At 61.2% G+C, this 22,104-nt stretch carries 22 protein-coding genes; 12 read left to right on the top strand and 10 right to left on the bottom strand.

What is annotated here, in order from left to right; genetic code table 11:
• The first annotated feature begins 98 nt into the window (after nt 1–98).
• The 3 genes from GGQ66_RS09545 to GGQ66_RS09535 are packed head-to-tail and all read left to right on the top strand — an operon-like array spanning nt 99 to nt 3,707.
• Nucleotides 99–1,046: an ABC transporter permease gene (locus GGQ66_RS09545; protein WP_183791818.1), complete on the top strand. Its 948-nt coding sequence runs from the start codon at nt 99–101 to the stop codon at nt 1,044–1,046.
• On the top strand, nt 1,043–1,858 hold the full coding sequence (locus GGQ66_RS09540) for an ABC transporter permease (RefSeq protein WP_183791816.1): 816 nt from the start codon (nt 1,043–1,045) through the stop codon (nt 1,856–1,858). The genes GGQ66_RS09545 and GGQ66_RS09540 overlap by 4 nt, the downstream gene beginning before the upstream one ends.
• Before the next feature lie 16 nt (nt 1,859–1,874).
• Nucleotides 1,875–3,707: an ABC transporter ATP-binding protein gene (locus GGQ66_RS09535; RefSeq protein WP_183791814.1), complete on the top strand. Its 1,833-nt coding sequence runs from the start codon at nt 1,875–1,877 to the stop codon at nt 3,705–3,707.
• Nucleotides 3,708–3,710: 3 nt separating this feature from the next.
• On the opposite strand, the gene GGQ66_RS09530 is transcribed toward GGQ66_RS09535, so the two are convergent.
• The 9 genes from GGQ66_RS09530 to GGQ66_RS09490 all read right to left on the bottom strand — a co-directional run bounded on the left by GGQ66_RS09530 (nt 3,711) and on the right by GGQ66_RS09490 (nt 12,629).
• Nucleotides 3,711–4,526 carry a DeoR/GlpR family DNA-binding transcription regulator gene (locus tag GGQ66_RS09530; protein WP_183791813.1) on the bottom strand — a complete coding sequence of 272 codons (816 nt, stop codon included), beginning with the start codon at nt 4,524–4,526 and terminating at the stop codon, nt 3,711–3,713.
• A gap of 138 nt (nt 4,527–4,664) precedes the next feature.
• Nucleotides 4,665–5,090 carry a RidA family protein gene (locus GGQ66_RS09525; RefSeq protein ID WP_183791811.1) on the bottom strand — a complete coding sequence of 142 codons (426 nt, stop codon included), beginning with the start codon at nt 5,088–5,090 and terminating at the stop codon, nt 4,665–4,667.
• A 34-nt stretch (nt 5,091–5,124) separates the two neighbouring features.
• The gene (locus GGQ66_RS09520) at nt 5,125–6,441 is read right to left on the bottom strand and encodes an NAD(P)/FAD-dependent oxidoreductase (RefSeq protein ID WP_183791808.1); all 1,317 of its coding nucleotides are present in this window, start codon (nt 6,439–6,441) and stop codon (nt 5,125–5,127) included.
• A gap of 169 nt (nt 6,442–6,610) precedes the next feature.
• On the bottom strand, nt 6,611–8,062 hold the full coding sequence (locus tag GGQ66_RS09515; protein WP_183791807.1) for an aspartate ammonia-lyase: 1,452 nt from the start codon (nt 8,060–8,062) through the stop codon (nt 6,611–6,613).
• Between the two features lies 1 nt (nt 8,063).
• Complete coding sequence (locus GGQ66_RS09510) at nt 8,064–9,380, bottom strand: NAD(P)/FAD-dependent oxidoreductase (protein WP_183791804.1); 1,317 nt, start codon at nt 9,378–9,380, stop codon at nt 8,064–8,066.
• Nucleotides 9,381–9,503: 123 nt separating this feature from the next.
• Nucleotides 9,504–10,250: an amino acid ABC transporter ATP-binding protein gene (locus GGQ66_RS09505; protein ID WP_183791802.1), complete on the bottom strand. Its 747-nt coding sequence runs from the start codon at nt 10,248–10,250 to the stop codon at nt 9,504–9,506.
• Nucleotides 10,247–11,059 (bottom strand): amino acid ABC transporter permease, encoded by an 813-nt coding sequence (locus GGQ66_RS09500; protein ID WP_183791800.1) that lies wholly within the window; start codon nt 11,057–11,059, stop codon nt 10,247–10,249. The genes GGQ66_RS09505 and GGQ66_RS09500 overlap by 4 nt, the downstream gene beginning before the upstream one ends.
• 3 nt (nt 11,060–11,062) lie before the next feature.
• A complete protein-coding gene (locus GGQ66_RS09495; RefSeq protein WP_370686321.1) occupies nt 11,063–11,788 on the bottom strand; it encodes an amino acid ABC transporter permease in 726 nt (241 codons plus the stop codon).
• A gap of 10 nt (nt 11,789–11,798) precedes the next feature.
• Nucleotides 11,799–12,629: a transporter substrate-binding domain-containing protein gene (locus GGQ66_RS09490; protein WP_183791796.1), complete on the bottom strand. Its 831-nt coding sequence runs from the start codon at nt 12,627–12,629 to the stop codon at nt 11,799–11,801.
• A gap of 199 nt (nt 12,630–12,828) precedes the next feature.
• Here GGQ66_RS09490 and GGQ66_RS09485 point away from each other — a divergent pair, with 199 nt between their 5' ends.
• Nucleotides 12,829–13,599, top strand: a complete 771-nt coding sequence (locus GGQ66_RS09485) for an IclR family transcriptional regulator (protein ID WP_183791794.1) — start codon at nt 12,829–12,831, stop codon at nt 13,597–13,599.
• Here GGQ66_RS09485 and GGQ66_RS09480 read toward each other — a convergent pair.
• Nucleotides 13,593–14,294 carry an SDR family NAD(P)-dependent oxidoreductase gene (locus GGQ66_RS09480; protein WP_183791792.1) on the bottom strand — a complete coding sequence of 234 codons (702 nt, stop codon included), beginning with the start codon at nt 14,292–14,294 and terminating at the stop codon, nt 13,593–13,595. The genes GGQ66_RS09485 and GGQ66_RS09480 overlap by 7 nt on opposite strands.
• A gap of 479 nt (nt 14,295–14,773) precedes the next feature.
• Here GGQ66_RS09480 and GGQ66_RS09475 point away from each other — a divergent pair, with 479 nt between their 5' ends.
• The 8 genes from GGQ66_RS09475 to GGQ66_RS09440 all read left to right on the top strand — a co-directional run bounded on the left by GGQ66_RS09475 (nt 14,774) and on the right by GGQ66_RS09440 (nt 22,092).
• On the top strand, nt 14,774–15,838 hold the full coding sequence (locus GGQ66_RS09475) for an extracellular solute-binding protein (RefSeq protein ID WP_183791790.1): 1,065 nt from the start codon (nt 14,774–14,776) through the stop codon (nt 15,836–15,838).
• Nucleotides 15,839–15,923: 85 nt separating this feature from the next.
• A complete protein-coding gene (locus tag GGQ66_RS09470; protein ID WP_237358853.1) occupies nt 15,924–17,060 on the top strand; it encodes an ABC transporter ATP-binding protein in 1,137 nt (378 codons plus the stop codon).
• Nucleotides 17,057–17,938, top strand: a complete 882-nt coding sequence (locus tag GGQ66_RS09465) for an ABC transporter permease (protein ID WP_183791787.1) — start codon at nt 17,057–17,059, stop codon at nt 17,936–17,938. The genes GGQ66_RS09470 and GGQ66_RS09465 overlap by 4 nt, the downstream gene beginning before the upstream one ends.
• Nucleotides 17,939–17,951: 13 nt before the next feature.
• Complete coding sequence (locus GGQ66_RS09460; RefSeq protein WP_183791785.1) at nt 17,952–18,743, top strand: ABC transporter permease; 792 nt, start codon at nt 17,952–17,954, stop codon at nt 18,741–18,743.
• Nucleotides 18,744–18,770: 27 nt separating this feature from the next.
• Complete coding sequence (locus GGQ66_RS09455) at nt 18,771–19,505, top strand: HpcH/HpaI aldolase family protein (protein ID WP_183791783.1); 735 nt, start codon at nt 18,771–18,773, stop codon at nt 19,503–19,505.
• Between the two features lie 17 nt (nt 19,506–19,522).
• On the top strand, nt 19,523–20,344 hold the full coding sequence (locus tag GGQ66_RS09450; RefSeq protein WP_183791781.1) for a carbon-nitrogen hydrolase family protein: 822 nt from the start codon (nt 19,523–19,525) through the stop codon (nt 20,342–20,344).
• 11 nt (nt 20,345–20,355) lie between these two features.
• Nucleotides 20,356–21,027: an RraA family protein gene (locus GGQ66_RS09445; RefSeq protein ID WP_183791779.1), complete on the top strand. Its 672-nt coding sequence runs from the start codon at nt 20,356–20,358 to the stop codon at nt 21,025–21,027.
• 126 nt (nt 21,028–21,153) lie between these two features.
• Nucleotides 21,154–22,092 (top strand): LysR family transcriptional regulator, encoded by a 939-nt coding sequence (locus GGQ66_RS09440; RefSeq protein WP_183791777.1) that lies wholly within the window; start codon nt 21,154–21,156, stop codon nt 22,090–22,092.
• Nucleotides 22,093–22,104: the final 12 nt, after the last annotated feature.

Raw genomic sequence — 22,104 nt, 5'->3', positions numbered from 1 at the left:
CCGCCCGGCATCCATGTCTCGTCTTCCATGCGAAGAAGGCCCGGGACCATCTTGTTCCGGAACCCTTTGGCGTGGCCGACTGCCGGAGGGCTGTCTTCATGTTCTGGTTCCTGCAGCGAATTGCAATTTCTCTGGCGCTGCTCTGGGTCGTCACCAGCCTCGTCTTCCTGTCAATCTATATGGTGCCCGGCGATCCGGCAGAGCTTCTGCTTTCCGGGGATGGTGCGACACCCGACCCCGCCTCGATTGCGCAATTGCGCGCCGATCTCGGCCTCGACCAGCCGATCCTGGCCCAGTATGCCGAACGCATGGCCGGCCTTGCCCGCTTCGACCTCGGCAATTCCATGGTGGATGGCTCCGCAGTCTCCGCCGAAATCGCCAAGCGCCTGCCTCGGACCCTCGAACTCGTGGCCGCGGCGGCTGTGCTCAGCCTTCTCATCGGCATTCCCGCCGGCGTCATCGCCGGATTGAAACAGGGCGGCCGCTTCGACCGCATGGCGAATTTTCTCGCTGGCTTCGCGCAGGGCATTCCCGTCTTCGTCGCGGGCACGATCATCATTCTGTTGTTTGCCCAGATCTGGAAACTCACCCCAGCCGGCGGCTTCGTCGCCTTTACCGCTGATCCCGGCAAGCACATCGTCCTCCTGGCAATGCCTGCCTTCGCCATCGCACTCGGCCTTGCGGCCATCGTCTTTCGCATCGCGCGTGCTTCCGTGCTCGATGTATTGCCGCTGGATTATGTGCGAACCGCCCGCGCCAAGGGGCTGCCGCAGGGCCGCATCGTCGCCCGGCATGTGCTGCGCAATGCGCTGATGCCCGTCATCACGGTCTTCGCGCTCAATCTCGGCGGCCTCTTCGGCGGAACGGTTCTGGTGGAATACGTCTTCAACTGGCCGGGCCTTTCCGGCATGCTGGTCAGCGCAGTCAATTCGCGGGATTATCCGAGCGTCACCGCCGTCATCCTCGTCATCTCCGCCCTGTTCATCACGCTCAATCTCGTCGTCGATATCCTCTACGGCGTCACCGATCCGAGGGTTCGCAAATGAAGCGCTCGCTCCGCCTTATCTGGCCAGCCCTGCTCCTGCTCATTGCCGTGATCTGCCTTGCCGCACCGGTTCTCAATCTGTCCGATCCGCTGAAGATGAGCATGGGCCAGCGCTTTGCCGCCCCCTCCTACGCCTTCCCGCTCGGGCAGGATGAAATGGGTCGGGACATTCTCTCGCGCCTGATCTTCGGCATGCGCATTTCTCTCTTCATCGCCCTTTCGACCGCAATACTCTCCGGCATCATCGGCACGGCGCTCGGCATTTTCGGCGGCTACATGCGCGGGTTCAGCGAGATCATTACGCTGCGCGCCATGGATGTCGTACTGTGCTTTCCGCCGCTGCTGCTCGCCATGCTGGCGGTCACCCTCTATGGCCCCGGCCCGATGACCCTCATTCCCGTTCTGTCGGCGGTCTTCGTCCCCGGCTTCACCCGCATCGCCTATTCCAGCGTGCTGACCGTTCGCTCACAGGATTACGTGGAGGCGGTGCGCGCCATGGGGGCAAGCAACGGCCACATCATGTTGAAAACCATTCTGCCGAACATCATGGGGCCGATCCTTGTTCAGGTGAGCTTCGTAACGGCCGCAGCGGTCGTGCTCGAATCCGGCCTGTCCTTCCTTGGCCTCGGCGTCGTGCCGCCAGCCCCCTCGCTCGGCCTCATGATCGGAACGGGGGGTGCCGCCATCGCCCATCAGCCCATGCTGCTGCTTTGGCCCTGTCTTGCCCTCGTCGCCATGATCCTCGTCCTCAACGGCGTCTGCGATCTGCTGCGCGACTGGCTCGACCCGCGCAACGCCGCACGTGGCGCATGAGAAAGAACCGGAACCGATGACCGACACAGCCCAGACTTCCGAAAGTCCCGTCCTTTCCATTCGGGACCTCAAGGTATCCTTCCGGCGCGACGGCACCTTCACACCTGTCGTTCGCGCGCTCAATCTCGATATTCACGCCGGTGAAACGCTTGCGATCGTCGGTGAAAGCGGCTCGGGCAAGAGCGTGACAGCCCTGTCCGTCATGCAGCTTCTGCCCGAACAATCGAGCCGCATCGAAGGTTCGATCCGCCTCAACGGCGAAGAACTGGTCGGCTCATCTCCGGCGCGCATGCGCGAAATTCGCGGCGACCGAGTGGCGATGATCTTTCAGGAGCCGATGACCTCGCTCAATCCGGTGCTGACGGTCGGTGAGCAGATCGCGGAATCGCTGATCGCCCATCGCGGCATTTCAAAACGCGAAGCACGGGCCGAAGTGCTGAAGCTGATGGAAAAGGTGCGTATTCCCTCCGCCGAGCGGCGCATGGACGATTATCCGCACCAGTTTTCCGGCGGCATGCGTCAGCGCGTCATGATCGCCATCGCGCTGGCCTGTCGTCCGGCCCTCCTGATCGCCGACGAACCCACGACGGCCCTTGATGTCACGATCCAGGCGCAGATCCTCGATCTCATCAAGACCCTGCAGAAGGAGGAGGGCACGGCCGTTCTCTTCATTACCCATGACATGGGCGTCGTGGCCGAGATTGCCGACCGGACACTGGTGATGTTTCGCGGCGATCCGATCGAAACCGGCGACACCATCGCAATCTTCGCGGCCCCCGAAAAGCCCTACACGCGGGCGCTGTTATCTGCTGTGCCGGAACTCGGTTCCGCCGGTGACGGCGGGCCGCGCCCCTTCCCCATCATCGACATGGAAACGGGCCGCCCGCTTCCCGTACCGCAGCGCGGGGACACCGTCGACAAGAGCGATACGCCACTTCTGGAAGTGAGCAACCTTTCGGCCCGGTTTGAGATCCGCTCCCCCTACACCCGCATGGTGCAATCGCGCGTCTACGCCGTCGAGAACATCACCTTCACGCTGGCCAGGGGCGAAACGCTGGCGCTTGTCGGCGAATCCGGCTGCGGCAAGTCGACGACCGGGCGCCTGCTGGCCGGTCTCAACCGCCCGCATTCCGGCTCGATCCGCATTCACGGTACGGCGGTGCGCGATTTCACACGCGCCGATCTCGCCCGCCGGGTGCAGATGATCTTTCAGGACCCGTTCGCAAGCCTCAATCCGCGCCTGACCGTGGAGAACGCGATTGCCGAACCCCTCCTGATCCATGGCCTCGAAACACCGAAGAGCGCACGAAAACTGGCTCGGGACCTTCTCGGCGAAGTCGGCTTGTCCGGCGAGATGGGAAGCCGGTATCCGCACGAATTCTCCGGCGGGCAACGCCAGCGCATCTGCATTGCCCGGGCGCTGGCGCTTGAACCTGGTCTTATCGTCGCCGACGAGGCGGTTTCGGCGCTGGACGTCTCGGTGAAGGCGCAGGTGGTGAACCTGATGCTCGACCTGCAGGAGCGGCTGAAGCTGGGCTTTCTGTTCATCTCGCACGACATGGCGGTGGTGGAACGCATCAGCCACCGGGTTGCGGTGATGTATCTCGGGGAAATCGTCGAGACCGGCCCGCGCGCTGCGGTGTTTTCCAACCCGCAACATCCCTATACGAAACGGCTTCTGTCCGCCGTTCCATTGCCGGACCCGTCACGCCGCAACATTGAGCGCAAGCTGCCTGATCGCGAACTGAAAAGCCCGATCCGCGACAAGCATTTCGTGCCGCCCGAGCGCGAATACCGCGAAGCCGGCCCCGGCCACATGGTTCAGGTCTGGGGTGAGGAATGGGCGTAAACGTCAGGCTTCCTGTACCGGCACGATCTTCAGGTTTGCGCCGTGCGCTTGAAGGTGATGGCGGCTTTCCTCCGCCAGCCCGTCATCCGTGAGGATCATGCCAACCTGATCGAGCGAGGCGACCCGGTAGAGCGCCCGAGCGCCGAAGCGGCTTGAATCCGCCATCAGCACGCTGGAAGCCGCCGCCGCGATCATCGCGCGCTTCAACTGGACGAGTTCGAACGACGTATCCGAAACGCATTCGCCGTCAATGGCCTGGGCGCAGAAGAAAAGCTTGTCGCAACGCAGGTCCTTGAGAAGCGTCAGGCCGGGCTCGCCCAGCAAGGTAAAGGCGCCGGGGCGGCAATGCCCGCCGGGCACGATGAGCTTGATGTGTTGGGTATTGGCCAGCGTCGTCGCCACGAAAAGATCGTTGGTGACGACGGTCAGCGGCACGGATAGCCCGGCCACAACCTGCGCAAACTGGTGCAGGGTCGAACCGGTGTCGATGAGAATGCTCATGTCCGGCTCGATCAGCTCGGCCGCCGCCGCTGCGATCGCCCGTTTTTCTTCAATTGCGGTTTGCCGGGCCTGATCGGTCGTCGGCTCAAAGGCTGCCTTGCGTCGCACCCTAACCGCTCCACCATGCGTCCGGCGGATCAGGCCCTGGCTGTCGAGCTGATCAAGGTCGCGCCGGATGGTCGAGATGGAGGCGCCCAGAAGCCGCGCAAGATCCTGATTGCTGGCTGCAACATTCTCTTCGAACCACTCAAGGATCTTCTGGCGACGCTGCTCCGGCAGCATATCCTCGATGGTCTGATTGTCGGGTTCCTGCTGCATCATCGGCCTCCAGTCCCTTCCTCATGCCACCGGCGTCCGGTGCTGGCAACCTTGGCGAAAACAAAAAAGCGGGCGAGACAAATCCCGCCCGCGAAGTGCGTCCGGCAAATGGAGAACGCCGGACGCGGGGAAACCGTGTCAGAGGTCGATCTTGATGTATTTCGCCTTTGTCTGGCCGACACCGCGATGGGCCGTCACTTCGATCTCGACGCGGTATTCACCGGCAAGCGGAGTTGCCGTGATGGTCGAGGCCGGATCGATGCCCTTGAACTTCTCACCGAGCACGGCCATCACCGCTTCCTTGTCCTCCGCATAGGGAATGGCAACGCGCGAACGCACGACATCGGCCAGCGTGGCATCGACAGCGGCAAGCGCGGCCTCGATGTTCTTGAAGCACTGCAATGCCTGCTCGCGGGCATCGGGTGACATGATGCGGGTCTTGTAGTCGAGACCGGCGGTGTTCGCGACAAAGATCATGTCTCCCACCTGGGTCACGCGCGAGTAACTCACCTTTTCTTCGTAAAGGCTGCTCGTCTTGATCTTTACGACCTCAAGTTCACTCATGTTATTCCTCTTTTTGGCGGGGTGTTCCGGCAGATCAGGCGAAGGCCTTCAGCCGGCTAAAACGCTCCATCCGGAACGGTCTGGGGTCGACGCAAGGGGTGGCGCCGGTGATGAGATCGGCCATAAGCGCCCCGGCCCCCGGCCCGATGCCGAAACCGTGGCCGGAAAAGCCGGTGCAAAGATAAAAGCCGGGAAGAGACCCGACCGGCGCAATGACCGGCACAGCATCGGGCGTCACGTCCATGAGACCACCCCACATCTGCGTCAGTTTCGCCGCACCGAAAACCGGAAACGCCTGACGCAGGTAATCGATACCGCCATGGACGAAGCGCAGCGACGGGTCGGGATCGAGAATACGAACCTGTTCGAACGGCGTCACGTCATCGGCCGACCATTTGCGCGCCATGCCCCACTCGCGCACGAACTGGCCGTTGACGCGCAGCGTCAACTCCCGCCAGCTCTTGATAAGGGTTGGCATATAGTCGACGAACAGGCGAAAACTGTCCGGCGTCAACGGCGCGATATTGGCATTGCGCTGGGCGACGGTGAAGCCGCCATCCAGCCGGCGACGGAAGGAAAAGTTGCTGGCGCCGACGGCCATGTCCGGCACGCCATCGATCGAGGAAAGCCGTGCCACGCTGCCGAGAATGGTCAGCGACGGGAAATCGATGCCCATATTGCCGGCAAACCGCCGCGACCACGCCCCACCGGCCAGAACCACCGACGCGCAGCGGATTTCGCCGCGCTCGGTGACGACGCTGCTCACACGGCCGGCTGTGCGCTCCACCGTGCGCACCGCACAGTTCGTCAGGATATGCGCGCCCTTGGCGGCTGCGCCGCGGGCGATGGCCGGCGCCGCCAGCATGGGTTCGGCTTTGGCGTCGCTTGACGTGTAGAGCGCAGCCTTGAATGGCTTTGCGGCACCGGGCACAAGCGTCTGCAGTGCCGCTCCGGTCACGAGCCGGGAATCGAGCCCGAGCGGCAGCGCGTGCTTCAGCCAGTCCTCATACATCGCGACATCGGCATCCGTCTCGCAGAGATAGGCAATGCCCGCCTGCCGGAAACCCGTCTCGCCATTGATGCGTTCATTCATGCTTCGCCACAGGCGCAGACTTTCGATGGCCAGCGGCAATTCAGCGGCATCGCGCCCCATCTGGCGCACCCAGCCCCAGTTGCGCGCCGATTGCTCGGCTCCGATCAGGCCCTTTTCGCAGACGGCAACCCTCAGCCCTCGCTCCACCAGCGACAAGGCCGTCGACACACCGATGATGCCGCCACCGATAATGACGACATCGACCTCGGCGGGAAGCTCCTGCGGCGTCACCACTACGTCTGGAAGAATTCTGGACATCGCACCCTCTCGCATCGTCACGATGAGACATCGTTGCTCGTATTTGAAATTTTGTGATCGATTCAGCACGCTATTGCAAGTGTCGATTTCAAAATATCACTAAAATCGTCGAAGTGCGGCAAATTGAGCCACAGATGCACCTCAAAACGCCAAAATCACGCATTATCGGTCATGAAATACTATGAGCCGCCCTGAACTGCTCGATCAGGGCCTCCGTGCGCATGGGATCCGTGAAGGCGGAGATATCGGCAAAAAGAGAAGCCGCCGCCGCCCCACCCATCAGCCCGCAGGCAACCGCCGCATCGCGAATGGCCAGACCATGCTGCGCAGCGTACTTAGCGACAGCCGAGGCCGTCGGATAATCATAGATCGCCGCGAGGGCGGTCGAGAGCGCCAGCGACCCTTCGGCATCTTCTCTGCACCGGTCGATTTTTGCCGAAATGCCCGCGACACACCCGGACACGAACAGTGGGATACCGCGCACCATGAGGCGGACGGATTCGCTGACGGCCTCAAGGATGATCGATTCCCAGACATTGAGATCGAGCTCCCCCTCGACGGCGCGGGTGATTGTCGCGTCATTGCCGATTACTCGAAAAGCGACCTGCATCATCATTTCCGGCATGACCGGATTGACCTTGCCGGGCATGATGGACGAGCCAGGCTGCACGGCGGGCAGGCCAATCTCGCCGAAACCGGCACGCGGGCCGGACGACATGAGGCGCAGATCGGCTGAAAATTTGGAAAGCGTTAGCGCAACGGCCTTGAGGGCCGCCGACAGGCGCAGCCAGAAATCGGCGTTCTGAAGCGCGTCGAAAAAATTGTCCTCGGCGTGCCACGCCTTGCCCGTAATCGCTGCCAGTTCCCGCAAAACGGCATCACGATAGGCAGCGGAAGCACCAAACGCGGTCCCAACTGCGGTCGCGCCGAGCGGCAGGCCCAAACAGGCCTCTTCAATTCGAGCAATATCGGCGCTCTGCCGTTCGAAGGCGGCGCGATAGCCGGAAAACTGCTGTGCAAGCGTGACCGGGAGCGCGTCCTGCAAGCAGGTTCTGCCAAGCTTCACGACGCCGGAAAACGCCCGCTCCTTCTCCTTCAACGCGTCCACCAACCCCGTCAATACATCGCGCAAGCTTTCAAGCTGGCCCGCCACGGCGATTTTCATGGCAGAGGGAATGACGTCATTGGTGGACTGGCCCATGTTGACGTGGGTGTTCGGGTGAACCGGGTGCGGCCCCTTCCGTCCGCAAAGGATTTCGCTGGCGCGGTTCGCCAGCACTTCGTTAACGTTCATGTTCGCCGCCGTGCCGCCGCCACCATGATAGATGTCGACTGGAAAGTCGGCACGCAGGACTTCGTTAAGGCAAGCCTCAGCCGCCGCGCAGATTGCTCCGGCAATGACCTCGGAAAGCCCGCCCGTCTTTTGGTTGGCCCGGGCGGCCGCCAGCTTGATGGTGACGATCGCCGGCACGAAACCTTCGATATCCGCAATCGTCCGGCCGGAAATCGAAAAGTTCTCGACGGCTCGCATCGTCTGGATGCCATAGGCGCAGTCGACCGGCAGATGTCGCGTGCCGAGTGCGTCGGCCTCCTGGCGGAGTTCGGCCTGAGTATCACCCATCTCAGCGCCCTGGACGATCGATGAAGTCGCGCAGGCGATACCAGCCGGTGAATACCGGCAGGAACCACGGCTTACCGGAATAAAATGGCACGGCGGTGAATTTCTTCCTCTCGAAGGCAGATGGCGTGTTCTGCTGACCGAGGATCTTCCGCGCGGTCTGATAGCCCAGATAAGTCATCAACGCCACGCCGTTGCCGTTACAACCGACGGCGAAATCCCCACCGTCGCGCTCGCCGAGATGCGCAATCTTGTCGACTGTCATCGCCACGCTACCGATCCACGAATGCGTGATCTTTACGCCGTCAAGCTGCGGCCAGATGGCGAGCATACGGGCGTAAAGCCGTTTGGCCGCCTGCGTTTCCGACATTTCAAAAACGCCGGGTCGCGAACCGAAAAGAAGCCGGGTGCCATCCGGCGAGGGACGGGAGTAGATGAGATCGCGGCGCGTGTCGGAGATCATTCGCGCCTGCGGAATGAGTTCTGCCAGCAAATCGGCCGGCAGAGGTTCCGTTGCAATCTGGTAACTCTTAACCGGCACGAGGCGGCGGGCAAGCGCCGGTGACTGGTCGGCGCCTGTATAGCCATTGGTAGCGATGATGACGTTCATCGCACGAACTGCCCCGCGTACCGTCGGAACGATCTTCTCGTCCCCCGGCCCTTCCTGCACCACGCTTGCGCGCGCATGCGAGCGTAGCATAACGCCGGATGCCTTGGCCCGTTCGCGCAGCGACCGGTGATAGAGGCCCGGATGCAAACCGCCGTAATCATCAATCAGCATACCACCGTGATAGAAATCAGAACCGATAGCGGCGCGCTGATGCTCACGGTCGAGGAAATGCACCTTCACGCGAGTCTTTTCCGCCAGAAGCGCGCCGTGACGCTTCAGCGTCTCATAATCATTTGCAGTGTGCGCACCAAAGAAGCGACCGGTGATGTTGAGACCGGCATCGAGCTTTTCAGTATCGATCAGCATCTTGAGGTAATCATAGCTCTCATTGCTCTCTCCAATAAGACGCGCGACCAGTGCCGGGTCAATACCCTTGATCGCGCCGCCGACAACGAGCTTCTGGCCACTTGAGACCATGCCGCCCGAGCGGGAGGAGCAGCCCGCGCCAATCCGGTCGCTGTCGAGCACCACGACGGAGCGGCCGGACCGCGCCAGATGGGTCGCCGCGTTAATGCCGGCGTAGCCCGAGCCGACGACGACGACGTCGGCACGCTCCGGCAGAGGATCGAGATTTGTTTCCGGCTCGGCACCTTCCCACCAATAGGGATCGGCCTTGAAGTTTTCCGCGAAAATAGTGTCGTAACGGGGCATAACATGCCGAGCCCTAGGCTCGCCTTTCCTTCATGACCGGGCGCAGTGCCGCGCAGCAACCACTCCCGACCGGTAACTGTCTGCGCCGGGCCGTGCCAACTTGAGCCCGGCCCGGTGGCGCGATCAGAGAACCTGACCGAGGAACTCGCGGGTGCGCGGGTCCTGCGGATTGTCGAAAAGCTCGACAGGCGGCGCGCTTTCGACGATGAGGCCGCGATCTGTGAAGCACACGCGGTGCGAGACTTCCCGGGCAAACTTCATCTCATGGGTTACAAGAATGCAAGTAAGGCCATCCTCCACGAGTTCGCGGATGGTGAGCAGCACCTCCTTGACCGTTTCGGGATCGAGCGCCGCCGTTACTTCGTCAAAGAGAATGACTTCAGGGTGCATGGCCAGTGCGCGGGCAATCGCCACACGCTGCTGCTGACCGCCGGAAAGCTGGCCGGGATAGCTGCCGGCCTTTTCCGAAAGCCGCACCTTCTTCAAAAGCGCGCGGGCGCGCGCCTCCACCTCCGCCCTATCATGGCCGAGCACCTGCACGGGTGCCATCATGATGTTCTCAAGGGCGGTGCGATGCGGGAAGAGATTGTACTGCTGGAAGACCATCGCCACCTGGTGGCGCAGCGGCCGCATCTGCTTCTCGTTCTTCATCTCGTGCACGCGGTGGTCGCCCACCCGAATAAAGCCTTCATCAATGGGAATGAGCCCGTTGATGCAGCGCAGAATGGTGGATTTTCCCGAGCCGGAAGGGCCGATGATGCACACCGCCTCCCCCTTCTGCACAGAGAGCGAGATGCCCTTGAGGACCTGAAAGTCGCCGAAGGATTTGCGGATGCCGTCGATTTCGATCAGCGCGTCGGAACGGTTCATAGATTGTCTCCTTTGACTGCGCGTTCCAGACGTCGCGCCAGAAGCGCAATCGGGTAGCAGTAGGCGAAGAACAGGAAGAGGATGGTGAGGTAGAAATAAACAATGACCCGCTCACTCTCCATCGCCAGCGACGTGTTGAGAATGGTCAGCACGTCCTGAATGCCGGTCACGGTGGCAAGCGCCGTGGCAATCATCAACAGCGCATAGAGGTTCATCCAGCCTGGAATCATGCGGCGCAGCGCCTGCGGCAAGATCACGTGGCGGTAGATCTGGCTCGTGGTGTAGCCGAGCGACCGCGCTGCTTCCCACTGGCCACTGTGGATGGACTGGACCGCACCGCGAATGACTTCGGAAAAGTTTGCCGCTGTCGGCAAGGCAAGACCGATGACCGCCTTGACGAAAGGCGGGAACGGAATGACGAAGCCGAATACCCTGACCTGAAACGGCAGGATGTAAAGCATGGCAAACAACAGAACGAGCCAAGGCGAGTTCCGAAGGAAGTTCATGATGAGAAATGCCGGTATGCGCACAAGCGGCGATTTTGCAAGCGTCGCGAGCCCCATGAACGTGCCGAGCAACGTCGCAAGCAGCATAGAGGCAAGGGACAGCAGAATGTTAAGTACGAAGCCGCCGGTAATCGGCCAGCCTGAACCTTCTCCTGTCAACAGCAACGGCAGACGTATGAGAACGCGCTGCCAGTACACCGAGCCGCCGGCCATCGCGTCAAGCGCCACCCACACCACCACGAAAAGTGCGATGATGATGAGAACAGCTCGTTTTTTGTCTTCATAGGAAAGCAGGGTGTCCATAGATCAGTGCCCCTTCCCGTAGCCGGGAAAAGCCATAAAAGCTTCCAGCCGCGCCATTGCAAAGGTCAGGATGGAAACCAGCGCAACATAGATGACGAGCACGAGAAGCATGACTTCCAGCGTGCGAAATGTGTCGTTATAAATCTGCCCGGCGTAGTACATCAGCTCCGGAACGGTAATGACAGAAGCCTGCGAGGTCGTCTTGAACAGGTTTGTCAAGATGTTGGTGAGACTGGGCAGGCAGATGCGGGCGGCAATAGGTGCCTCAATGCGCCAGAATCTTGCCCAGCGACCATACCCCAATGAACGGGCCGCCTCGATGATTGAGCGCGGCATGGTATCGATGCCAGAGCGGAAGGCCTCGATCGCGAGCGCGCCGCCGAACAGGCTGAGCGCGATCGACGCGCAGGCAAAGGCACTGAGGAGCGGCACCGAAAGTCCTGTGGACGGATCGGTGACCTTCAGGCCAAGCGTCGACAGTGTGAAGTAGGCAAACAGCATCTGCAACAGTGGCGGTGTGTTGCGGAAGACTTCGACAAACAGCTCGATCAAAGCGTCGAGCCAAAAAAGGCGCAGTGTCAGACCAAGAGCGCCAAGCATGCCGATGAGCATGGCAGCGATCGACGAGATCGCTGCCAGCTTCAAGGTGTTGAGCACACCCATAAGCAGCCATTGCTGGTAGGCCGAGTCCGCCAGCCAGGAGTAATCAAGACCGAACAATGGCCACACTCCCGAAATTTCAGTTCTTCTTCGCAGCAGCGGCCTTGGCGCGGTCCGCAATGTACTGCGAATGCGGCATGCCGAATTCGGCTTCCCACTCGATCAGCTTGCCTTCGGCTTCGGCCTTGGTGATGGCGGCGTCAACAGCGACCTGGAACTCAGCGTCGCCCTTGCGTAGACCACCAGCCATGGGAAGGAACTCGTAGGGCGCGACGGCGACCTTGTAACCGGTCCAGTCAGCTTCCTTGATCTTCTGCTGCAGGGTCATGTCGTCAAAGACAAAGCCGATGCAACGATTATCCTTAAGCGCGCGATAGGCCTCGGGCTGAGTCTTGAAGGCCACGAGATTGATCCCGAATTCCTCGGTCATCTTCTTATTGTAGTAGGAGCCCTGGATGCCGCAGACCGGCTTACCCTTCAGCTCTTCCCACTTGGAAATCGTCGCGTCCTTGGCCATCAGGACCGAAGGACCGGCAGCGGAGACATACTCTGTGGTGAAGTCGATGACCTTTTTGCGGTCTTCGGTGACGCCGAGCGTTGCGAAGATGGCGTCGATACGGCCAGCCGTCAGGAATTCGATACGGTTTGCGGCAACCACCGGCACCAGTTCGATCTTGTCTTCCGAGCCCAGAAGCTCCTTTGCAACGTATTTCGCTAGCGAAACCTCGAAGCCGACGATCTGCCCCTTGTCATTCAGCATGCCGTAAGGCGCATAGTCATTCTTAACGCCGACGACCAGCTTGCCGCGAGCCTTAACATCTTCGAGCGTCCCGGCAGAAGCCATGGATGTTGAGCCGGCAAAGGCGGCGATAGCCACAATGCAGGTGCCGATTTTTTTGATTTTTGTCATTTTGTTCCCCAGAACACAGTGCGCCGTTGGCGCGTTGCAAGAAGCAGCGCCGCTTCAGCCGTGGGCTTTTCGCGGATGCATGAACTGGAACGGCTAAAATTTTTGCAGTAATCTTGTCCGATCCAATTTTCGCCATTGATGCCGCATTTTTCTCATTATACAAGTTATCCACCTTCTATTTTTCATAATATGGTATTTAATGTCAGAAATCACGATTTCCCCCTCCGGCGGGGCACAGTTACTCGACCGCGCCGTCATTCTTCTCGACCTCGTTGCAGATGGTGAAGCCGAAGGCGTTACGCTAAAACAGCTCGCGTCCCTTTCCGGCCTCAACACGGCAACCTGTCACCGTATTCTCAACACGCTGGTGGGCCACAAGCTTCTGGCGCGTGACGACAAGAAGAAGTGCTATCGGCTGGGGGCTCGCATGGCGATTTACGGCGCGCGGGCAGCCCGTGGCCCCGGGCTCATCAGTCGCTGCGAAATGGTGCTGACACGCATTCGTCGAAAGACCGGCGACACGATCCATCTCCTGGCGCGTTTCAATCACGATTCTGTCTGCCTGGACCGGCGCGACGGGGAATGTGTGGTGCCGACGCTTACCGGATCGATTGGCGGCTCTGTGCCGCTGGGTGTCGGGCCAGGTTCGATCTCGATGCTCGCCTATCTCGATGAAGACGAACAGGATTTCATCATCCGCGCCAATCTCGAGCGTTACTCCGCCTATCGCGACCTGACAGCGGCAAAGGTCCGTCGCCTGATTACCGATACGCGGGAGCGGGGCTATGCCGTCGACATCGGGGAATTGATCCCCGGCATCGCCGGCGTCGCCATGCCGATCCTGACCGAGGACAACAGGCCGACCGCATCGCTGGGCTTCACCCTGCTCTGCGCCAAGCTTGCCCCCGGCGTGATCGAGCAATATGCCGCCCTGCTCAAGGAAGAGATAGGCGGAATTCTCGGTCAGTAGGAATCGTCTAGCAGGCAGTTGACCCAGAACTCGGAAACGCTGGCGCGGTTCGGCAGGCTCACGACATGGACGATCGAGCTCGCAATGTCCTCGGGCTGCGTCAGCGCATCGACCGGCGTCGCCGTTGCCAGCGGCACCCCCATATCCGTCGCCACGAAGCCGGGGCAGACCGCAGTTGCCCGCACGCCCTTGTCAAATCCAGCCTGACGAATGGCGTGCGAAAGACCGAGCGCCGCAAACTTCGAGACGGAATAGGCCCCGGAGATAGCCGATTTGACACGCTTGCCCGACAGCGAGGCGACGATCACCACCCGGCCGGAACCACTGGCGACGAGCGGTTCCCAGCAGGCTTTCACCAGCCGGCGCGGGCCGTTCACGTTGACGTTCATCAACGATTCGAACTCCTCATCGGTGGCGTCGATGGCGGTCTTGCGCACCATGATGCCCGCATTGGCAACGACGGCGTCGATGCGCCCGAACCGGGTGAGAACGTCGGCGGCCCAGACCTGCGGCGAGGCCGCATCCAGCGCGTCATAGGCGTGAACGTCAACCGTTTCCGGATTGGCCCAGTCCGGCAGAACCGGATTGCGCATACCGAGCGATACGTTCCAGCCGGCTTCCATGAAAGCCCGACCCGCTGCGGCACCGATGCCGCGATTGCCGCCTGAAATAAGGACGGTTTTCTGATTGGTCATAACGTGATTTCCTTCTTCAAGCGTGGAGTGGACCTATGGCCCTCTCCCTGCGGGCCGCACGGGCACCCTGATACCGGAAGTCGCGAAGCCTCGGCTTCGGAGCGATGGAGCCGGCCGCCGCGATCGCTCCACAAACGAGCGAATGTGGCTCCCGGTAACAATGGTGAGGATGTGCCGGCGACTTACCGTCGCAGCATCATGATTGGCAGAGAAAGCGGCCGATCGTCAAATTCAATCTCACAATACAAATCAACGAATTCCGATTTTTTATATAATGAAATTTCCGCCTAATCCCGTCCCCCTCGTTTACAGCGCGGCCTGGAAAAGCTTTGTCAGCGCGGCGGCCTGCGCCTTCCGCAGCGCCATCGGAAAGTTTTTTCAAACAATCGCAAAGAATTCCCCGTTGGACCCTCCGGTTTCCTCGCCCCTATCGTTGCCGCAACAAGAACGGCCACACAGGCAAAGCAAGGGAAACAGCGATGAAAAGCAGTCATTTGAAAGCATTGGCGACGGTTGGACTTCTGTCTGCAATCACGGCTACGGCACCTGCGGGCGCAGCCGAAATCACCGTGATGGGCTATCGTGGCGCCTTCGAAGAAAACTACGTCAAGGCCGTGATCCAGCCATTCATGGCGCAACATCCCGACATCAAGGTGAACTATTTCGGCGTGCAGAACGCGGCGACCTCTCTTGGCAACATGCGCGCCCAGAAGGATGCGCCGCAGGCCAATGCCGTGATCTTCGATCTTTCGGTGGCCAAGATCGCCAAGGAAGAAGGGCTGGTGGCAGACCTCGATCTTGCCAAGGTCACGCCTTACGCGGATATCGCCGATATCGGCAAGGAACTCGCTGGCGCGGCCATTCCGCTGACCTACGACACCTTGACGCTGATCTATAACCGCGACGCTTTCCCGAAGCCTCCGACAAGCTGGGAAGCACTTTGGGATCCGGCACAGAAGGGCAAGGTGACCATCCCTGCCCAGGGTGGCGGCGACATTCAGGCCATTCTTCTGACGGTCATCGCCAACCGCCTTGCAGGCGAGGATGATTACAAGAAAACCATTGAACCCGGCGTGGAAAAACTGGTCAAGCTTGCGCCTTCCGTGCAGACTTGGGAGCCCAAGCCGGATGCATACACGCTTGTGGCCAACGGCACCGTCAACCTGTCGATCGGCTACAACGCCCGGTCACAATATTATCTCGACCAGACCGAAGGACGCCTGCAGTCGCTCGGCCCGGTCGAAGGCACCGCCTCCCAGATCAACGTCATCAGCGCCATTGCCAAGGCGCCTGAACCGGAGGCTACACTTGCCTTCGTCAACTACGTGCTGAGCCCGGAGGCACAGGCAGCCTTCGCCAAGGCGATGTTCTACGCGCCCACCAACACCAAGACCGCCGTCGATGATGCGACGAAGGCACGCATTCCGCTGATGGACCCGGTCCAGCGCGAAAAGCTGATCGCCGTCGACTGGATGAGCATCGGCGATATGCGCGAGAGCATTCTTCAGCCCTGGCGACGCCAGATCATTCCTGCCAGCCGCTGATCCCCGCGCGGCTTGACTGGGGGCGGCCAGCAACAGAGGGCCGCTCCCCTTTTCTCCCCACGGTTTCCCACGACAGGATTGACCCATGCAGATGGTGGAACGACGCGGCGCGTCCGCGAACGGTGATGCGCGCCCCGGCGACAGCGAACCGGCCTTTCTCAAGCTGGAAGGCATCACGAAACAATATGGCACCTACACCGCGGTCGATAATCTTCATCTCGATCTGCCGCGCGGCAAGCTTCTTGGCCTTCTCGGCCCATCCGGCTGCGGCAAGACGACGACGCTGCGCATGATCGCCGGTCTGCTGTCCGTCAGCGGCGGCCAGATCAAGGTCGGCGGTGACGACATCGCCCAGAAGCCGCCGCACAAGCGCGACATCGGCCTCGTTTTCCAGAATTACGCCCTCTTTCCGCACATGACCGTCGCTGAAAACGTCGCATTCGGCCTGGAAATGCGCGGCGTTGCGAAATCCGAAATCGCCACACGGGTGGAAGAAGCCCTCGAAATGGTGCGCCTTCCCGGTTATGGCACCCGCAAACCGAAGGAAATGTCAGGCGGCCAGCAGCAGCGCGTATCACTCGCCCGCGCGCTGGTCATTCGCCCACGCATTCTCCTGCTGGATGAACCGCTCTCCAACCTCGATGCCAAGCTGCGCGACGAGATGCGCGTCGAAATACGCGAGATCCAGCAGCGTCTGTCGATCACTACGGTTTTCGTCACCCACGACCAGGTCGAGGCGCTGACGATGTGCGACTGTGTCGGCGTCATGTCCGGCGGCAAGCTTGCCCAGCTCGGCTCACCGGAAGACATTTACGAGAGGCCTGCGAACCTGTTCGTGGCCGATTTCGTCGGCCGCGCCAATGCGCTGGAAGGCAAAATCGAGGATGTCGATACCGTCCGCTTCGGCGATGGCGTCTACAAATGCGATACCCACGGCGCGCGCAACGGCAAGGCAACCATCGTCATCCGCCCGCACCGGGTGCACGTGACGCCAAACCGAGACCGCACCCTCGTCAGCGTCATGACCAACAGCGTGCACGGCCGCGTGCTGCGCGTGACCTATATCGGCGACGTCGTGCAGTACGATATCGACACTGGCACGCATGTGCTGAAGGCGGAAGTCCACACCGCCAGTGGCGGCCATGCCTTTGCGGCCGGGGAAAAAGTGCTGTGCGAGTGGAAGCCGCAGGACATGCTGGTCTTCGCCGGAGGCGGCCAATGAACCAGACCGTCGACGCCCTTTCGCAGCGCGCCGGCCAGCGGCGCTTCCCGCTTATCGCCCTCGTGCTGCTCGTGCCGATGGCGATCATCAACCTCGTCGCCTTCGTGCTTCCGGTCCTGCGCCTCGGCCAGATTTCCTTCATGGAAAGCCGCAGCGGCGGCGTTTTGACCGGCAACTACTCCACGGAAAGCTATATCGGCTTCCTGACCGATCGTTTCAGCCTGGATCTCATCGGCAACTCGCTGTTCCTGTCGTTGTCAGTCACCTTCATCACCCTGTGCTGCGCCTACCCCATCGCGCTCTTCCTGCATCGGGTCTCGCCACGCTGGCGCAATGTTCTTTTCGTCGTCACCGTTTCGCCGCTGCTCGTATCCAGCGTCGTCAGAACCTATGGCTGGATGGTGATCCTCGGCGAGCAGGGCTTCGTCAACGGCCTGCTGATGTCGAGCGGGCTGATTTCCTCGCCGCTGCGCCTCGTCAACAACTGGATGGGCGTGACGATCGGGCTTGTGGAAGTGCTCATCCCCTACATGGCGCTGTCGCTGATCGCCGGCTTCGGCCGTCTCGACGTCAATCTGGAGGAAGCTGCCGCCTCGCTTGGCGCCAATGCCTGGACCCGCTTTCGCCGCGTCGTCTTTCCGCTGACACTTCCCGGTGTCGCACTGGGCTGCCTGCTGTGCTTCGTGCTGTCGATCTCGTCCTTCATCACCCCGAAACTGCTCGGTGGCGGCCGCGTCTTCCTGCTGGCGACCGAAATCTACGACCAGGCCGTCATCCAGCTTGAATGGCCCAAGGCCGCCGCAACGTCCGTCATCGTTCTCGTCATCTTCGGTCTGGCGCTCGCATTCTATTCGCGCGTCGTCCGTCGTTTCGAGTGAAAGGGAGCGTCCCATGATCGGCAAGATCACCATTCCGTTCCGCATTCTCGTCCTGTGCATCTATCTCTTCCTGCTGGGCCCGATGCTGATCGTCCTGCCGCTGTCCTTTTCGAACGACAGCTACCTGACGTTTCCGCCGCAAAGCTGGGGCGTGCGCTGGTACACAGCGATGTTCGGCCACCAGAAACTGATGGAGGCTTTTCAGATCAGCCTCGGCATTGCCTCAACCGTCACGGTTCTCGGTCTGGCAGCGGGCCTGCCGGCAGCCTACGCCATCCGTCGCTACAGCTTTCCGGGCCGCGACGCAGCGATGAGCCTCTTTACCGCGCCGCTGCTTTTACCTTCCATCGTGCTCGGCCTCGCCATTCTGCTCGTCTTCGTGCAGGCAAGGCTGCTCGGCACGTTCACCGGACTGGTTGCAGCGCATCTCATCGTCACGACGCCCTACGTCATCCGCATCATGACAACGGCCTTTTCGACGCTGCCGCCCTCGGTCGAGGAAGCGGCAACCATGCTGGGCGCCTCGCCCTTCACCGTTTTCCGCCGCATCACCCTGCCGCTCCTGATGCCGGGTTTCGTTGCAAGCGCCGCCCTTTCCTTCCTCATCTCGTTCGATGAGGTGGTCATTTCCCTCTTCATCACCGGTCCACGCATGACGACCCTGCCGGTGGAGATCTTCGACTATGTCGAAAGCCGAACCGACCCGATGACGGCCTCGATCTCCGTCTGCCTCATCGCTGCGACCCTTCTCATCATCTTCATCATCGAACGCACGCTTGGCCTTTCAAAAACGATCGGCAAGTGAGCCCGCCTTAACGGAGTAACGACTGAAATGGATAACATCGCATTGTGGATGTCGCAGCCGCATTACGGCTATCTGGAGATTGCCAGATCGTGCGGCGTAAAATCGCTGGTTCTGGAGCTGGAACACGGCACCTTCGATCTCTCCACGCTCGACCAGTTTCTGGCCTTCACCAAGGCGCTGGGCATGCCTGTCATCACCAAGATCATCGCCCCCAACGCGGAGTCGATCCAGCAGGCGCTTGATTTCGGTTCCGATGGTGTCGTCGTGCCGCATGTTCTCGGCGTCGAACACGCCCGTGCGGTGACGAAAGCGGCAAAGTACCCGCTCACCGGTGTGCGTTCCTATGCCGGCGGCCGCGTGTTCGGCTATGCGCGCCCTTCCAGCGAAACCTTCGCGGCAGAGAATGCCCGCACCAAGTGCTACGCAATGATCGAAACGGCGGAGAGCCTCGCCGATGTCGAGAAGATCATCGCGCTCGATACCGTCGACGGCCTGTTTCCCGGCCCCTCCGATCTCGCCCTTGCCCGTGGTCGCGGCGCCTATGCCTTCACTGACGAGGACCGTGCCGACCTCAGACGCATTGCCAAGGCAGCGCGCGATGCTGGCAAGGAATGGGTCATGCCCGCCTGGACGCCTGCCGAGCGCACCTTCGCGCTGGACGAAGGCGCCGCCCTTCTCGTCGTCGCCACCCAGACCATGACGCTGCGCGCCGGCATCATGTCCACCATCAACGCACTCAAGCAGGAAAACATCGTCGCCTGACGACCAAGGAGAAAACGATGAAAATCAGTCTGATTCAGACCAATCCGCAGCAGGACCGCGACAAGAACCTCGCCGAGGTCCGCGCCCTGATGGAAGACGCCTACAAGGCGGACCAGCCGGACCTGATCGTTCTTCCGGAATATTTCGAGGTCTACGGCACCTCGACCGAGGAGAAGCTTGCCATGGCGGAACCCGCCGGCGGCGCAGCCTATCGGCTGGCGCAGGATTTCGCCCGCGAACACAAGGTCTTCGTCCATGCCGGCACGATCATGGAAAAGGTCGAAGGCGAAAATCGCATCTACAACACCTCCTTCGTCTTCAACCGCGAGGGCGTGGAAGTCGCGGCCTACCGCAAGATCCACATGTTCGACATCGTCGCGCCGGACGGCACGGCCTACAAGGAATCCGCCACCGTCAAGCCGGGTGAGGATATCGTCACCTACGAACTCGACGGCCTGAAGGTCGGCTGCGCCATCTGCTATGACATCCGTTTCTTCGAACTGTTCCTTCAGCTCGAAAAGGCCGGTTGCGATGTCATCGTGCTGCCGGCGGCCTTCACGCTCCAGACCGGCAAGGACCATTGGGAAGTGCTGGCTCGCGCCCGCGCTATCGAAACCCAGACCTATTTCGTTGCCTGCGGCCAGACCGGAGCCGTGACGGTGAACGGTGAAAAGCGTGCCTGCTACGGCCATTCGCTGGTTTGCGACCCCTGGGGCCACACCATTGCGCGCGCCTCGGACGGCGTCGGTTATGTCACCGCCACGATCGACACCAGGCAGATCGCCCGCGTGCGCACCCTCATCCCCATGACACAGCATCGCCGTATCGCCTGCGGCTGAGGAGAACGCTGATGTATACGATCAACGCGATGCCGGAACAGGTTCCGGCGGAAGACCTCGACCTCCTTTCCGGCGTGGAGACGGCAACCGTCGGCCACTGGCGGCTGATGGGCTTCATGAACCGCGCCATTCAGCCGCTCCTGCCCGGCCGCCGCGTCGTCGGCACGGCGGTCACGCTCGCGATTGCGGGGCCGGATTCCACGCTGCTGCACCATGCAGCGGGCCTCTTGCGTCCCGGCGACATTCTCGTCATCGATCGCCTCGGCGATGACAAATATGCCTGCTGGGGTGGTGGCGTCACGGTCGCCGTGAAGGCGTCGGGGGCGACGGCCGGCATTGTCGACGGCCCGTGCACCGATCTTACCGAGATCATCGATTCGGACTTTCCGATGTGGTCGCGCGGCCTTTCGCCCATTACCACGCGTATCTACGATCTCGGTGGTGGCATGAACATTCCCGTCAGTTGCGGCGGGGCGGTGGTCATGCCGGGCGACGCCATCCTGGCCGACGAAAGCGGAGTTCTCGTCGTTCCCCGCAACGAGGTTCGCGCGGTGGCCGAAAAGGCGCTGGGCATGCAGGAGCGTGGCAAGCAACGGGAAGCGAGCGTGCGCGACCGCGTCGAAAAGCTCGGCGACCTTTCCGGTGCCAGCGCCAAGGTGCTGGCAAAGCTGGGGCCGGCCTGACGCGACCGGGCCGGAACGCAAGGCGCTCCGGCCCGAGCTTGCGGCAACCGTCAAGTTGCTCGTAACATCGACAGGGGGCAAGCCTGAAAAGAGACGTGGCCCACCCTTCGCAGGAGCAGCCAGACCATGAATATCCGCTTTCTCGAGACGATGATCTGGCTTTCAGAGCTGAAGAACTTCCGGGTCACGGCGGAACGCATGAACATGACGCCCGCGGCAATTTCAAATCGCATCGCCGCCATGGAACAGGAACTCGGCGTCAAGCTTTTCGAACGAGACACGCGTGAAGTGCGCTTGACACAGGAAGGCGTCGCCTTCGTGGAAGGTGCCCGCGATATCGTGGCGCGCTATGGCCGGCTTGTCACGTCGGTCAGCCCCACCACCGCCATTGAAGGCGCGGTGAAGATCGGCCTTCTGCCCAGCATGGCGCTGACGCTTCTGCCGGGCATCATGGAGGTTCTGAAGCGGAAGTTTCCCAGAGTGCGGGTTGCCATCACCACGGATTCGTCGACCGTGCTGCTGGACAAGCTGGAAAGCCGCGAACTGGATGTCGTACTCGGCTTTCCTGGCCAGCCGCGCGAAAACCTGCGCGTGATGATGCTTTGCACCTTCGGCATGTTCTGGATCGCCAATGGCGAGATCGATCCCGGCGATGAGGTCATGACGAGGCAGGATATCCTGCAGTTCCCGATCATTTCCTATGAAGCGGGCGCGCATAACCATCGCCGCATGATCGACTATCTGCCCCCCAACAGCTTCGATGAAACCGTGGTGCATTACTCCAACTCGCTGGCGACAACGGTCAGCATGATCGCCGCCGGCGTCGGTATCTCGGTCCTGCCCCCGATCGTTATCCAGAACGAACTGCGGGCCGGCACGCTACGTGTGCTCAATGTGAAGCCGGCCTTTCCGTCGACCGACTATTTCGCCATCTATCTGGAAAATCCGTCATCTCGCCTGTCGCCCCTCGTCGCATCGATTGCCCTCGATGTCGCCTCACGCTTCTGCGCCCTTTACGACAATGCACTGGCGGCACGGCCGGAAAACAGCAGCCCGGCGGGTTGACAGCCCAAAGGC

Origin of the sequence: Allorhizobium borbori, assembly GCF_014196535.1 — a bacterium.
Taxonomy (GTDB): Bacteria; Pseudomonadota; Alphaproteobacteria; order Rhizobiales; family Rhizobiaceae; genus Ectorhizobium; species Ectorhizobium borbori.
The sequence above is the reverse complement of the archived record's forward strand: the minus strand, read 5'-3'. Positions and strand labels throughout refer to the sequence as shown.